14 protein-coding genes and 2 pseudogenes are annotated in these 14,207 nt (G+C 30.4%); 8 read left to right on the top strand and 8 right to left on the bottom strand.

Features of this window, described 5'->3' with window-relative positions; all coding sequences use genetic code 11:
• Positions 1–27 precede the first annotated feature (27 nt).
• The 3 genes from MHZ36_RS06050 to MHZ36_RS06040 all read left to right on the top strand — a co-directional run bounded on the left by MHZ36_RS06050 (position 28) and on the right by MHZ36_RS06040 (position 2,693).
• On the top strand, positions 28–1,212 hold the full coding sequence (locus MHZ36_RS06050; protein ID WP_239230296.1) for an MFS transporter: 1,185 nt from the start codon (positions 28–30) through the stop codon (positions 1,210–1,212).
• 41 nt (positions 1,213–1,253) lie between these two features.
• Entirely contained in the window at positions 1,254–1,880 is a 627-nt protein-coding gene (locus MHZ36_RS06045; RefSeq protein WP_239230294.1) for an NAD(P)-dependent oxidoreductase, read from the top strand.
• Between the two features lie 147 nt (positions 1,881–2,027).
• Complete coding sequence (locus MHZ36_RS06040; protein WP_239230292.1) at positions 2,028–2,693, top strand: SDR family oxidoreductase; 666 nt, start codon at positions 2,028–2,030, stop codon at positions 2,691–2,693.
• A gap of 356 nt (positions 2,694–3,049) precedes the next feature.
• On the opposite strand, the gene MHZ36_RS06035 is transcribed toward MHZ36_RS06040, so the two are convergent.
• A complete protein-coding gene (locus MHZ36_RS06035; RefSeq protein ID WP_239230290.1) occupies positions 3,050–4,015 on the bottom strand; it encodes an aldo/keto reductase in 966 nt (321 codons plus the stop codon).
• Positions 4,016–4,071: 56 nt separating this feature from the next.
• The gene (locus MHZ36_RS06030; RefSeq protein ID WP_239230288.1) at positions 4,072–4,497 is read right to left on the bottom strand and encodes a MerR family transcriptional regulator; all 426 of its coding nucleotides are present in this window, start codon (positions 4,495–4,497) and stop codon (positions 4,072–4,074) included.
• Positions 4,498–4,637: 140 nt separating this feature from the next.
• On the opposite strand from MHZ36_RS06030, the gene MHZ36_RS06025 reads away from it, so the two are divergent.
• Positions 4,638–5,957: an MFS transporter gene (locus tag MHZ36_RS06025; RefSeq protein WP_239230286.1), complete on the top strand. Its 1,320-nt coding sequence runs from the start codon at positions 4,638–4,640 to the stop codon at positions 5,955–5,957.
• A gap of 383 nt (positions 5,958–6,340) precedes the next feature.
• On the opposite strand, the gene MHZ36_RS06020 is transcribed toward MHZ36_RS06025, so the two are convergent.
• The gene (locus tag MHZ36_RS06020) at positions 6,341–6,721 is read right to left on the bottom strand and encodes a VOC family protein (RefSeq protein ID WP_239230284.1); all 381 of its coding nucleotides are present in this window, start codon (positions 6,719–6,721) and stop codon (positions 6,341–6,343) included.
• Positions 6,722–7,316: 595 nt separating this feature from the next.
• Here MHZ36_RS06020 and MHZ36_RS06015 point away from each other — a divergent pair.
• The gene (locus MHZ36_RS06015; protein WP_239230282.1) at positions 7,317–8,294 is read left to right on the top strand and encodes a tRNA dihydrouridine synthase; all 978 of its coding nucleotides are present in this window, start codon (positions 7,317–7,319) and stop codon (positions 8,292–8,294) included.
• A gap of 178 nt (positions 8,295–8,472) precedes the next feature.
• Here MHZ36_RS06015 and MHZ36_RS06010 read toward each other — a convergent pair whose 3' ends face one another.
• Positions 8,473–8,814 carry a winged helix-turn-helix transcriptional regulator gene (locus tag MHZ36_RS06010; protein WP_239230280.1) on the bottom strand — a complete coding sequence of 114 codons (342 nt, stop codon included), beginning with the start codon at positions 8,812–8,814 and terminating at the stop codon, positions 8,473–8,475.
• Between the two features lie 106 nt (positions 8,815–8,920).
• On the opposite strand from MHZ36_RS06010, the gene MHZ36_RS06005 reads away from it, so the two are divergent.
• Positions 8,921–9,580 (top strand): MBL fold metallo-hydrolase, encoded by a 660-nt coding sequence (locus MHZ36_RS06005; RefSeq protein WP_239230278.1) that lies wholly within the window; start codon positions 8,921–8,923, stop codon positions 9,578–9,580.
• Between the two features lie 67 nt (positions 9,581–9,647).
• On the opposite strand, the gene MHZ36_RS06000 is transcribed toward MHZ36_RS06005, so the two are convergent.
• Both MHZ36_RS06000 and MHZ36_RS05995 read right to left on the bottom strand, forming a co-directional pair.
• On the bottom strand, positions 9,648–9,977 hold the full coding sequence (locus tag MHZ36_RS06000; RefSeq protein ID WP_239230582.1) for a nucleotide pyrophosphohydrolase: 330 nt from the start codon (positions 9,975–9,977) through the stop codon (positions 9,648–9,650).
• Complete coding sequence (locus MHZ36_RS05995) at positions 9,970–11,700, bottom strand: DUF2075 domain-containing protein (protein WP_239230277.1); 1,731 nt, start codon at positions 11,698–11,700, stop codon at positions 9,970–9,972. Before MHZ36_RS05995 ends, MHZ36_RS06000 begins: the two co-directional genes overlap by 8 nt.
• A gap of 512 nt (positions 11,701–12,212) precedes the next feature.
• Between MHZ36_RS05995 and MHZ36_RS05990 the strand changes: the two are divergent.
• Positions 12,213–12,353, top strand: a pseudogene (locus tag MHZ36_RS05990) (toxin C-terminal domain-containing protein); the annotation flags it as partial.
• Between the two features lie 2 nt (positions 12,354–12,355).
• Complete coding sequence (locus MHZ36_RS05985) at positions 12,356–12,880, top strand: hypothetical protein (protein ID WP_239230275.1); 525 nt, start codon at positions 12,356–12,358, stop codon at positions 12,878–12,880.
• A 304-nt stretch (positions 12,881–13,184) separates the two neighbouring features.
• Here MHZ36_RS05985 and MHZ36_RS05980 read toward each other — a convergent pair whose 3' ends face one another.
• Positions 13,185–13,424, bottom strand: coding sequence for a hypothetical protein (locus tag MHZ36_RS05980; protein ID WP_239230273.1), 240 nt, complete (start codon positions 13,422–13,424; stop codon positions 13,185–13,187).
• Positions 13,425–13,936: 512 nt separating this feature from the next.
• A pseudogene (locus MHZ36_RS05975) lies at positions 13,937–14,207 on the bottom strand (RNA-dependent DNA polymerase); the annotation flags it as partial.

Below are 14,207 nucleotides of genomic sequence, written 5' to 3'. Positions count from 1 at the left end.
TTTATTGGATGAAAGGAGATTAAAGCTATGCACAAGAATTGGAAGTTAAGTAGATTTACGGTGCTATTGTTTGCTGTTGCATCTGGTTTAGCAATTGGCAATTTGTATTTAACTCAACCACTTTTTAAAGTTATTGCTAGTTCACTTGATATAACACCGACAAGTGCATCCATTCTAGTAACTGTTACACAATTGGGCTATGCATTAGGTGTGTTTTTATTAGTTCCATTAGGTGACGTATTAAACCGTAAGCTTTTTATTCCATTAGTAATGAGTTTATCTGGATTAATGCTTATAGGTGCAAGCGTTGCACCCAATTTTTCATTTTTACTACTCTTGTTAGGTTTACTTGGATTGACTACCGTAGCTGGACAATTATTAATTCCATTATCTAGTGAACTCGCTGATTCAAATAGTCGTGGTCGAGTAGTTGGTATTGTGTCATCTGGTGCATTAACAGGTATCTTAGTATCCAGAACTGTGAGTGGTGTTATTTCCGATTTAATCAACTGGCGATTTGTCTTTGGGATTGCAGGCATATTAATTATTTTAATCGCTATTGTATTATTTAAAGTTATACCTAAATTACCGACAAATAACCAAATATCGTATATCAAATTACTGTTATCGGTTTTTAATACTGTAAAAAAATATAAAGTTGTCCCACCTACACTTGCGATAACTGCTTTAATATTTGCTAACTTTTCATTATTTTGGACATCATTAACCTACTTATTGTCTGATGGACCATTTTATTATTCTGTTAGTCAAATTGGGCTATTTGGTCTTATTGGTTTAGTAGGTGCTCTAGCAGCACAACGAGCAGGTATTTTTCATGATCGCGGATTGTCTATCCCTGTTACTGGTATATCTATTATTTTGATTGCCTTATCTTTAGTGATTGGCGCATTGTTCAGCAATTCAATTATTGCGATTATCATCGTCATTATCATTTTAGATGTCGCGACACAAAGTGCTTTAGTATTAGGACAAACTAGACTATTCAACTTACCTGTTACTGAAAGAAGTCGCTTAAACACTGCAATTGTCGTAGGCAATTTTATCGGTGGCGCTATAGGTTCCATTATTTCTGGACCTATCTGGGCAAGTTCAGGTTGGCTCGGAATCATGTCAACGGGACTCGCACTTAATGTCTTAGCATTATTGATTTGGTTATTTAATCGTCGTAGTAATTTAGTTTTACAATCTTAAAATAAATAAACTATAAATTTTAATAAAAGGAGTTTTTAAATATGAAAATAGCTGTTATTGGTGCACATGGAAATGCTGGAAATCTAATTGCAAAAGAAGCAGAAAGAAAAGGTCATGAGGTTACAGCAATTGTTAGACAAAAAAGAAATGATAACTTTGAGCGAATTTTAGAAAAAGACTTAATGAACTTAAATAAAGCAGATTTAACAGGCTTAGATGCAGTAGTAAACGCAGTGAGCGCTTGGACTGAGGAAACTTTTGATATCCACACAACAGGTTTATCACACTTAGCAAACCTATTAGAAGGTACAGAAACAAAATTATTGATGGTTGGTGGTGCAGGAACATTATATATCAATAAATCACATTCATTACAAGTAATGGATCAAGCAGATTTCCCTGACGAACTTAAACCTTTAGGTAAAGTATTGAGCGCTAATCTTAATCGTCTACGCTCTTTTTCAAACTTACGATGGACATATGTAACACCTGCATTTGAATTAGATATAGATGGTGCAAGAACTGGAAAATACATTATCGGTGGAGAAGAATATTTTACTAATGAAAAAGGCGAAAGCTATATTAGCTATGAAGATTTTGCTATGGCTTTTGTTGAAATTATAGAAAATGATTACGTTCGTAAACGTGTCAGTGTTATTGGGGTATAAATTTAATTCACTTTCATTTTTCGAAAAGGAGAACGACTATGAAACAAGTATTCCAAAATAAAACCGTATTGGTGACTGAAGCTAATTACAGTATAGATGGTGGATTTGGAATATAAAATAAATTTTGTGAAAGGTGATAGATATCATATGAAAGTTTTAGTTATCGGGGCAAATGGTAAAGTTGGTAAAATTCTAGTAGACAAACTTCAAAATTCTAAAAATCATACACCCATTGCTATGATTCGAAAAGAAAGTCAGCAGGATTTCTTTTCACGAAAAGGTATCTCAACTATTATCGGAGATTTAGAAAGTTCAATTTCGTCACTGGCAAACATGAGTCAACAAGTCGATGCAGTTGTATTTGTTGCCGGATCTGGTGGTCATACTGATACTGATAAAACGATTCAAATAGACTTAGATGGTGCTGTGAAATCTATAGAAGCAGCTAAACAAGCGGGCGTGAATAGATTTATTATGCTAAGTGGGATGTATGTCGACAGAATTCATGATTTTGAAGATGATACAAAGATAGATACTGCACTCGCCCCTTATAGTATTGCAAAATTTTACGCAGATGAGTGGTTAAAAAATAGTGGCCTTAATTATACAATTATCCGTCCATCTCATTTAACAGATGAACATGGATATGGAAAAATCATTGCTGGAGATAAACTTGATTATCATACAACTTCAAGAGAAAATGTTGCATTAACTATATTAAATTCACTAGAAAATGAAAATACGATAAATAAATCATTTGATATGACAGATGGTGAATTTGAGATTGAATATGCATTAAATAAAATTAACTAATTCTATTTTTAAATAAAACCACCTTGGCAATAGGTGGTTTTATCATATGATTCTTTAAATTTATATTTTTTCAATAACTTTACTGGTGAATTTATGTTTGATTGTAGAGAAGCACAACTTCAGATTTAATAAACTCGTGTGCCTAGGCCCTGATATCTACATAACCAATTAGTTTTACCACTTGATCGATTACATTACTACTATCCCTTTGACCTTTTTAACAAATGTAATAATTTCTTAAAACTATATTTAAATTACTAAACTGATTGAACAAGCTTTCCCTGATGTTCAGCTAATACAATTGTCGTCTTTACTTGCATTAATTAATACTGTATTTTCTTCAATTTACTAACTTTTTAAAAATGTGTTTCATCAATATCAAGTTTGTCTAAAGTTTGATTAAGGTAATCAAGTTCTTGTTCACTTAATTCTACTTCATTACTTTTCAAATTTTCTTTAAGACGTTCTATTTTAGTCGTACCAGGTATTGGAATAATAAATGGTTTTTGGTGTAATTCCCATGCAAGTACAATTTGTGCAGGTGTTACATTTTTATCTTTGGCCATTTGTGTAATTTCATCTAATACTGCTTGATTTTGTGCCATTACTTCAGGCTTAAATCTTCCCATTTCACTTCTAAAATCATCATCAGAAAATGATTGATTGTCAGAATATTTGCCGCTTAAGAAGCCATTTCCAAGTGGGCTATACGCTACAAATGCTATATTTTGTTCTTCACAAAATTCAAAGAGTTCATCTTCTGGTTTTCTATATACCATAGAATATTGGTTTTCTATAGCAGATATTGGACATATTCTATGTGCTCTTTTAATATAATCAAGTGGTGCTTCGGAAACGCCCCATGCTTTAATCTTACCTTCTTGAATGAGTTCACTCATTGTTTGTGCTACTTCTTCTGGTTCTACATCCGGATCAACTCGGTGTTGAAAATATAAATCTATATAATCTGTTTCCAATCTTTCTAAAGATCCATCAATTTGTTGTCTTATACTATTAGGTTTACTATTAAGTTTGTTTTGAATTTTATTCGATACCTTTTCTTGTCCTGTGATACCAAACTTAGTTGCAATAATTACATTCTCTCTTATACCTTTAAATGCTTCGCCCAACAACCTTTCGTTGGATTCACCATACACAGGTGCAGTATCAAAAAAATTACATCCTAAATCAACAGCTCGTTTAAGTAAACTTTTCATTTCATCCCTATCAGATTGTGGACCATAAGCATGATCCATACCCATAGCGCCTAAACCAATCGCTGAAACTTGTATATTAGAATTTCCTAATACTCTCATTTTCATATGAAAGCACCTCCTATATTTGAAATCTTATACCATGGAGTTAACTCAACGGCAAGCTATTTGTTAACAGCTTTTTCCCAAAGTCGTTCAATATTTTCCTCATCAACTTCACCCGCTTCAATTTTAGCAATATGATTATCATAATTTTCAATTTTATATTGCAGTAAATCTCTAGCATTAAGAACCGTTTCCAATTTTTCATTTAATTCGTCTAGTTGATTATTTAAGACTTGTTTTTGTTGATTTTGTATATATTGGTCTTTAGGTAATTGACCCAGTCTGCAAAATTCTACTAATGACTCGATACTAACTCCTGCTCTTCTTAAGTGTTTTACTAAATAAACCCAGTTTAAATCATTATCCTTATAATCACGATAACCGTTTTTATCACGCGTAACAGGTGGAATTACACCGACCTTTTCATAATATCTAAGCGTATCTTGAGAAATTTCCATTAATTTTACTACTTCTTTCGTTTTCATAATATCTACCCCTTCCATAACTAAATCAATTCAATAACTAGATTTAATTTCATTGTAGAAAAAAATTTATAAAATAGCCTTGCTCGGGAGTCCACTCCATACATTATAATACTTTTATTAATTTAAAGGAGTTTTTACACATGTCGAAACACACATTCGGTATTGTATTACCGATTATTTTATTCAGTTACTTTTTAATATTGATGGACAATTCCATTATATTCACAAGTACAGTTAAAATAGCACATGATCTTCATATGAACAATGCTTCACTCTCTTGGGTTTCTAATGCTTACACAATTACATTTGGCGGTTTTTTATTACTTGCAGGCAGACTCGGAGACCTTCTAGGGCGTAAAAGAATATTTCTAATCGGCTTAATGATATTTGGTATATCTAGTTTATTAATTGGCATTTCTCAAACAGAATATCAAATTATCTCTTTTAGAGCGATACAAGGCATTGGTTCTGCTATTATTGCTCCTACTTCTCTTGCACTTCTTATGGATACGTATGAAGGTAAAAAACGTATCAAAGCAATCAGCTATTATGGGGCAACAGCTGGCATAGGTGCAAGTGTGGGTTTACTATTAGGAGGATGGTTAACAAGTGCTATCAGTTGGCGCTCAGGATTTTTAATTAACGTACCCTTCACAATTCTATTAATTATTTTAACGTTATTATATGTTAAACAAACGCCAATAAAACATGTAAAGATAGATTATTTAGGTGCCATTCTGTCTGTGGTTGCAGCTATGAGTTTGGTTTATGGCATTACAGATAATGTATTATCTTTCATCATTTTAGGTTTGATACTTATCATTGCTTTTGTTTGGTTAGAAAAGAAATTAGACTATGCATTAATGCCATTGTCTCTTTTTAAAAATTCTGTACGTTCCGGCGCATATATAGGTAGATTTATATTTATGATGGCAATGCTTCCTTATTGGTTTATACTGCCTCAAATCATGCAGCAAATTTATCACTATACACCATTACAAGCAGGTGTTGGATTTTTACCACTAACAATTGTAAACTTTATTGCTGCAATGTACTTACCAGTAATTACAGAAAAATTCGGAAATACACGTGTATTACTCGCAGGACAACTTATATTAATTATAGGTTTAGTTATTTCTGCATTCGTTGACCCTTCCAATGGTTATTGGATAGCAATTGGACTTCCAATGATATTTGTAGGACTTGGACAAGGGTGGATTCTTGCTCCCTTAACTAACGCTGCTATTTATAAAGTCGATAATAAAATAGCAGGCGCTGCAAGTGGCATGACTAATAGTATGCACCAACTAGGTGGACCAGTTGGTTTATCAATTATCGTATTAATAACTTCTCAAATTACGAATATAATCAGCTATTATCATACAGTGATGTGGCTAATAACATTTTATATGATTATCGCATTTATTATTTTAATAATTACACAAAAAGAAAAGGGATAATTCTCATAGATATATCAACTATAGTATGAATAAACAAACCACTGAAGCCGTCAAACTCCAGTGGTTTTTATAACGAGGTAAGCCTTAAAGAATAATAAGACTACAATTCATGGATTCGTTTAATGTTTTAGTTCGAATACCTATGTATAGTGCACATCAAATTTATAATCCTAGCAATATAGTTACTCGAAATTTTTTATAAAAAATAACACTAGAACCAACACCCTGGCGTTAAAGCGATTAATCTTAATCACACAAAAGGTTGTTTTTCTAATAATACGATGTTTCTAATGTTACAGAGAGAAAAAGCATTAGAATTATGATTAAAAAACTTATTTTAAAGTCTATTAAAAATATACAGCAAAAATAGGGTAACTATACCATTATTTATAGTTTGAGATTTCAATTAAGTTTTCATCTGGATCTCTTAAGTATATTGAATTAATTTCACCTGATGCCCCGGTTCTTTCTACTGGACCAATTTCTATACTAATCCCCAAACTTTTAACATGTTTTATTACATCATCAATAGGAACATCTGTTATAAAACAAAGGTCAGCAGATCCTGGCACTGCATTTTTAGCATTTGGCTTAATAACATTATCTTTCTGATGTAGATTGATCTTTTGATTACCAAATTTCAATGCGGTTCTATCTTCACCAAATTTGATAACTTCCATACCTAATACATCTCCATAAAATGCAACAGTCTCCTCTATACTAGATATCGTTAACACTAAATGATCCAATCGCTTTATATTCATAAACACACTCCCTTTATAGTCTAATTCTAAACTTTTAGTAATCAATCTATATATCATTTATCTTATATTACATGATAAAACAAATCTTTTTACACTCAAAATAACGATACTCAAGACTTAAAATTAAATGCATTTGTCAATTTGTGCGTATAAAAATTTTTTAATTTACAAGTAAACATTATCTGCATTCATTTCTTTCTATAACTATTTTCCAGGAAATAATAATCCATTATAAATTTATCGTCAGACTTTGTATTAATCGATACTTATAGCTTCTCTACAATCAAAAAATTCATCGTTGCGCGCTTCCATAGTTCACATATATCTTAATGGGGATGCTGCATTATGATTTTTTTGTAAAACTACAATTATTCATAAATTTTTGATCACTTTAAATAATTTAAAAAGTCGATTGTTTGTTACTCATTACATTGGTAAAATTATCATAGTCATCATACGTTTTTATACAATTGAAAGAAATTGCTTCCAAAAGGTTATTACTGATCAGCAACCATTTTGTAATTTTATAATTTATGGTAATATCATCATGTATAAAAAGTCGATATATTAATAGAAAAGAAGGTTTAAATATATTATGAAAGAAAATTTTTGGCGTGAATTACCACGTCCATTTTTTATTTTAGCACCTATGGAAGATGTGACAGATATCGTTTTTCGCCATGTGGTTAGTGAAGCAGGTCGACCTGATGTATTTTTCACTGAATTTACAAATACTGAGAGCTTTTGCCATCCTGAAGGTGTGCACAGTGTACGCGGACGCTTAACATTCAGTGAAGATGAACAACCTATGGTCGCTCATATTTGGGGAGACAAACCAGAGCATTTCCGAGAAATGAGTATCGGCATGGCTGAGATGGGCTTTAAAGGTATTGATTTAAATATGGGTTGTCCAGTAGCCAATGTTGCAAGCAAAGGTAAAGGTTCTGGGCTTATTTTACGACCTGAAACTGCAGCCGAAATTATTCAAGCAGCCAAAGCAGGAGGTCTACCGGTAAGTGTTAAAACGCGCCTCGGATATTATGATATAGACGAGTGGAGGGAATGGTTAAAACACGTCTTCGAACAAGATATCGCAAACTTATCCATACACCTCCGTACCCGCAAAGAGATGAGTAAAGTTGATGCACATTGGGAATTGATCGAAGAAATTAAAAAATTGCGAGACGACATCGCACCGGATACATTACTTACTATTAATGGTGATATCCCAGACAGAAAAACTGGCCTCGAATTGGCAGAAAAATATGGCATTGATGGTGTCATGATTGGTAGAGGTATTTTTAATAATCCCTATGCATTTGAAAAAGAACCACGCGAACATACAAGTAAAGAACTATTAGACTTATTGAGATTACATCTCGCATTGTTCAACAAATATACCCAAGATGAAAATCGACAATATAAGCCCTTACGCAGATTCTTTAAAATCTACGTACGTGGCATGAGAGGTGCTAGCGAACTACGACATCAATTGATGCAGACACATTCGACAGACGAAGCACTCGCATTGCTGGATGAGTTTGAAGCTCAGATGGAAGAAGTAGAATCATAAATTTTTGAAACTATAAAATCTCCCTTGTTAATAAGGGAGATTTTATTGATTATATCGGGATTAACTAACACTCTAAATACTTATGTTTTTTACCAGTAAAGAAACTTATGATTATTATTTGTGATAATCTTGTGCTTTTCAGTTTATAATGCGGTTGTTTACCCTACTAAATTAATATCTATAAATCTGTATTTATAATATTTGTCATTTCTTGAATCATTGGATAGATGACCTCCCCTTTTGGTGTTAACGCATACTTAACCTTATTTTGGTAATCATCCATTTCTTCCCTTTGTACAATTTGTAGTGAAATTAAATCATTCAACTGTTCTGTTAATGTTTTTCTGCTTATTCCTGGTATATCTCTATGTAGCGCATTATAAAAATGAGGTTCATGATAAAGTGCACTAATTATGATGCCTTTCCATTTACCACCTAATGCTCGAAGAATGGTTTCAATCGGACATCCACGTTGAATCACTGCATTACAATTACCATACTTGATTGTTGTATACATCATAGTTTCCCTCCTATAATCAACCAGTTACTTATTTGTGCCTTCTTGTGATAGAAATAATCCTATTTTACACTTTTATCATATCAAATTTTACAAAGGGGCGGGGAAATTGGAACTAAAACAAATATCAAATCATATCTATAAATTAACTGTAGAAACTAATGTCGGTATTCCAATTATTATCAACACATGGTATGTAGTGAATGGAGATAATGTATATATTATAGACACAGGAATGGCATTCTATGCTGATACACAAATAAAAACAGCGCAACTACTTGGTACACCTCAAGCAATTCTTTTATCACATGGGCACTTAGATCATATAAATGGCGCAAGTATAATAACTGAAGCACTCAATATTCCGATGTACGCGCATGAACTTGAATTACCTTACATTAATGGCACATTACCTTATCCAAATAAAAACAAAGTTGAAACAACACATGTTGCGCATAAAGTGCAGCCACTGCAACCATCATTAAATATGCCTTTCACTTACTATTTAACACCCGGTCATGCACCAGGACATGTAATCTACTACCACAACGAAGATGATGTGCTGATTTGTGGAGATTTATTCATCACGAATTCCGAAACATTACATCCACCAATAAATAAATTCACCTATGATATGACACAAAATATTAATAATGGAAGCATCATTGATAAAGTTAAACCTAAATTAATTACCACTTCACATGGTCATGACATTGTCTATTCAGAACAAATATATCCAATATATAAATTTAAGTATGATAAGAAGTAAAATTTGAAAATTTAATTACTTTTTAATTTAAATTTCACTATATATTAATATCCTTAATTTATAGATCTTAGCATTTATTCTTCGAATTTTTGCTTTTATCTATTGGATATTTTTCAGCATTTTTCTCTAGTTTTTTACGAATAATATCATTAATATCAAAATCTAAGTTATCTGCTAGCATATAACTATAGATTAATACATCTGCTAATTCTTCTGCTAACCTTTCTTGGTTAGTATTCACTACCTCTTCAGATGCTTTCCACTGGAATAACTCAAGTAATTCAGCTGCTTCTAAACTTATTGATAAAGATAGATCTTTTTCATTATGAAATTGTCTCCAGTTACGCTCATCCCTAAATCGATTGATTTCTTTTAGCACTTCTTCTGTTTTATCCATTTTTATCACCTTTAGACGCTTTTTTTAGTACTTCTCTTAATTGATCATCTACTGCATAAATATATAGTCCATTAACACCACGTGTCAGTAAAACATTTAATTCATTTTTCAATAGCATTTCTGAGAAATAATGCTTTGAACCATCTTCTAATGTTCTTCGTTGTGTAGCTTTTTTATTGGCACTACTTTTTTCATCAAAAATGATTCTACCATCTCTATATTTTACTGAAGGTCCAATTATTACTCCTGCAACGTTTAAGTCTAAACCTTGAATTGTATATGTTGAGCCAATTTCGTCTATTGATTGATTTTGCTCAAGCCATGGCAAATTTTTCTGTTTTCTACTTACTTTTAGCTGATAATTCCATGGCATTGACCAATCACCAATTTTCACTCTCCAATAATCCTCATTCTCAGGGGATTTTTCTTTGTATTGCCAATCAAAAGTAGCAAGCATTCTTGATATACCACTATCTGTATTTTGAGATTTATCGTTTATGGCTTTTTTTAATTCATTTGGTGTATCAAAAATTTTAATTTCATACCCCTTATTATCATATGGAATATTACTTATCTTTTGATTATCCACCAAATTTCTTATCCAATTAACTGTTGCTTCATCACCATTAATACGCATTTGATTTTTCAATCTGATATGATTATTCTTAATTTTTGCACTATCAAAATAATAGTTCAACTTATCTAATTCCCATATTTGTTCAGTTTTAAGTACTTGCTTTAAATCGAAAACAATAACAACTACTTTAGCTCTTTCTAATAAATCATTTAAATGATTTTTACCTTGATAACTCTGCTTCCCTTGAGTTAAAAGTAAATGTGCTTCATCAACAATTACAACATCTACTTTTTCATTTGTTGAATGACTATTAATAAATCTAGTTGGTCTACTAACAATGTCATTCGCTTTAGTAGATATTCCTAATTTAGTGACTATTTGATTATAGATAGATACATGCTCATTATGATTTACTAATAAATGAATATCTATATTTCTATCTAAATCTAAATTATATTTTCCAATTTCATAAAGCAATGTACTCATTAAAACCGTTTTTCCTGATCCAGCTTCACCCTCAACAACTATTAATTGTCCTTCCTCATTTGAAATAACAGATTCTTTAATTTTATCTAATATTTCTTCTTTGGCATTTATTTGCTCTTGAGTTAATTTATGAAAAGGTGATGCTTTAAATATTGCTGAATCTTTAATAATACTTTCAATTGGAAATAAAGATTTATTTTTTCTATTTAATGCCTTCCAAATATCAGAAAATATGTCATCTAGCTTATCAGAAGTAAAATATTCATTTTGTTGATTTGTTCTACTATTATGAACTCTAGAAACATTATCTACACTTAATAAATACTGCATTAATCTATTTTCAATATCTAAGGTTAATGACTTATTAAACAATTCATGGCCTATAACGTACATTGATGAATTATTGGATATAGAAAAATCATCCCAAAATGGTTTCATTTTTCTATCTACATTAAGATGCTGTCTAGTTCTATTTCTAATATCTGCTGTTTCTCCAACATAAACCTCAAAATTACTTCCACGTTTTTTATCATTTATTATATAAACGGTTGGATATGTTAATAAATATTTACCATCTGAGGAAGATTTCCATTTTTGCACTGAATTATTAAGATTTTCTAATGAATATTGCATATTTTCTATCTTTAACAAGTTTCCCATCATTATCACCTATCGAATTATCTTCTATTAATTACTATTTTATCAATTTTGCGATAGTTTAATCTACTTTTTAAATATATTATTTAATCAAATCTAACTACTGGGAATTCTTTAAAGATTTAAAAATAATGAACAATGTTTCTTCAAATATAAAATACATCTATCAAAAATACTTTCATTTATAAATAGATAATAATAATTTTTTAATGAGTAGGAACTGGTCAAAAACATACTCTAAAATAAATTGAAAGAAAACTATTTCAGAGTAAGAGTCATGAAACACCTCAAATTACATTAATCAAAATTAATTAATTAATAATTTATGTTATAATATCACAAACTTTAAATAGCTATTATATATCATCGAATTTAATGACATTATTTATGAAGATAATTTTAAAACTGCAGTTACAAATATGATAATAATAATCCAAAAACTGTAGCTAATGCAGCAAAAAGATTAGGTTACTCATCCCCTAATTATACTTCTTGAAGTAATTGGTATTTAAAAGAAACATCCCAAATATATAAATATTGATAGAACTTGCCATATTGCTGGTGCTTGGGAAGGTGCAAGTTCAGTGAAAAATTTAGGGACGAAAAAACCTAGAAGTGGAACTTATGATGCAAACTTAAAAAGAATAGGTGGATAATATTGAATATTCAGTTAGAAAATTTAAAGATAAACTTTAGAAATGAAGGTCCTGATCCTTTTTTTCAAGTAGAAAATGAAAATAGGTTAAGACTAGATATAGACTATATTAACCGAAATAACCTTAGTCAAATAGTTAATACACTCTTTAAAGATGATTACAGTATTAATCTTTCCTATTACTATGGAACAGTTTTTCCAAAAATAATTAAAGAACCTACTCGAATAGGTAAGTATATTTCAATAAACAACTGGAAAGAAGAACTAATCGAAATAGAAAATGAGTTTAATGAGAAAGAAATTTATGCAATTGTAACGATTAAGCGTATTAGAAAATCTGAATTGATTAATTACCTTTTATATTTAAAAAATGCATTAAAAAATCCTTATATGTGTATTTATAATGAACATAATCTACTATGTAATAGCAGTGATGTTGTAGATATTGTTAGTGGCTCCACGACAATGATAAACAATTTAAAATCGATTTATGAACCTATCGCAAATCACTTTTATAGTGAAGAATAAATAAACAAAACCACCCGTATAATGGGTGGTTTGCTTTGCAAGAAGATTCTCTTGTAATTGGGTACAAATATATTTTTATATAACTTTCTTATTTCTATCAACTTCTAAAGAATTATAAATAGTCCTTGTCTTGCTATAAAGATTTCAATATTGATTCTTATTACTAATACTTATAGACTGTTGGCAGCTCAAAATCGCTTAAAAATGTGACTCAAATAAACCTCATCACTTGTGATACACTCCCCCTATCAGTGATATTACTAAAAAAGAGAATAAACAATATGACTTCTCTAATATTTCTATCTTATCTTTTTGTATGGATTTGTATTCCAAGTAATCTCTCAATTTTCTTTTTTCTATTATTAATTTGCTTCAACATCAAATTATTAGTATTTGGAGAAAAAATGTCAAATTTTGTTTGTGCTTTTTTGGCATAATCTATAAAACTATTACGTCCCTTTTTTGTTTTTCCTAAATCTGTATATAATCTATAAATACTTTTACGGTAAGGTATCGTTTCCAATTGTTTTTCGGTTTTGCGCATAGCTTATAAGTCTTTTCGCCTTACGATAAAATTTATAAACACTCTTACTGCGCATTCTAACGTTCCTTCCGTCAAAATTGAAACCTAAGTAGTCCATTTGACCAATATTTTCAGTATTCAAATTTACTATTTCATAATTATTGTAAAGAAAAGTATTTGTTTTTTTATATTTTATATCAATTTTATAATTTTCACCTAGATATTTAACTTCATTTTCGATATAAAGATATTCATTAATATCTTTTCTTATAGGAAGTATAAGAATAAAATCATCTGAGTATCTTCTATATATACCAAAGTGATTATCAACAATCTGCTTCATTTTCAGATCAAAGTCTAAAGCATATATTTGCGAATACCGTACTAATTGCTGTTCCTTGAGGTATGCCAAATTTTTTATCGTTATAGTTTGTTCTATGTACTTTTTGAAAGTCTCGGAAATCTTTTAAACTACTAAAATAACTTCTATCATTTTTGTAAACGTAAATATCGTTCTCTGCCTATACAAGTCTCTAAAAAGTCCCTTTTATAAAAACCATACTGGTAATTGATTTATAAATATTGAACCAATCTTCAGGTACCCTATTAATATTAAGAACTCTTTTTAAATTTTCTTTTAAAATCATATGATTTATTCTATCAAAATAATTAGCAAAATCGCCTATATAAATATAAGCTTTCTTGTACATTACTATTTGATTAATTACTTCTACAGCAAAGTCTATATTAGATTTTCTTGGTTTATTATTTCTATAAGCAATAATACATTCATCTATACAGTAC

Source organism: Staphylococcus sp. ACRSN, from assembly GCF_022346615.1.
In the GTDB taxonomy this organism is placed as follows: Bacteria; Bacillota; Bacilli; order Staphylococcales; family Staphylococcaceae; genus Staphylococcus.
Note: the sequence above shows the minus strand (reverse complement) of the source record. Positions and strands in the feature narration are given on the sequence as shown.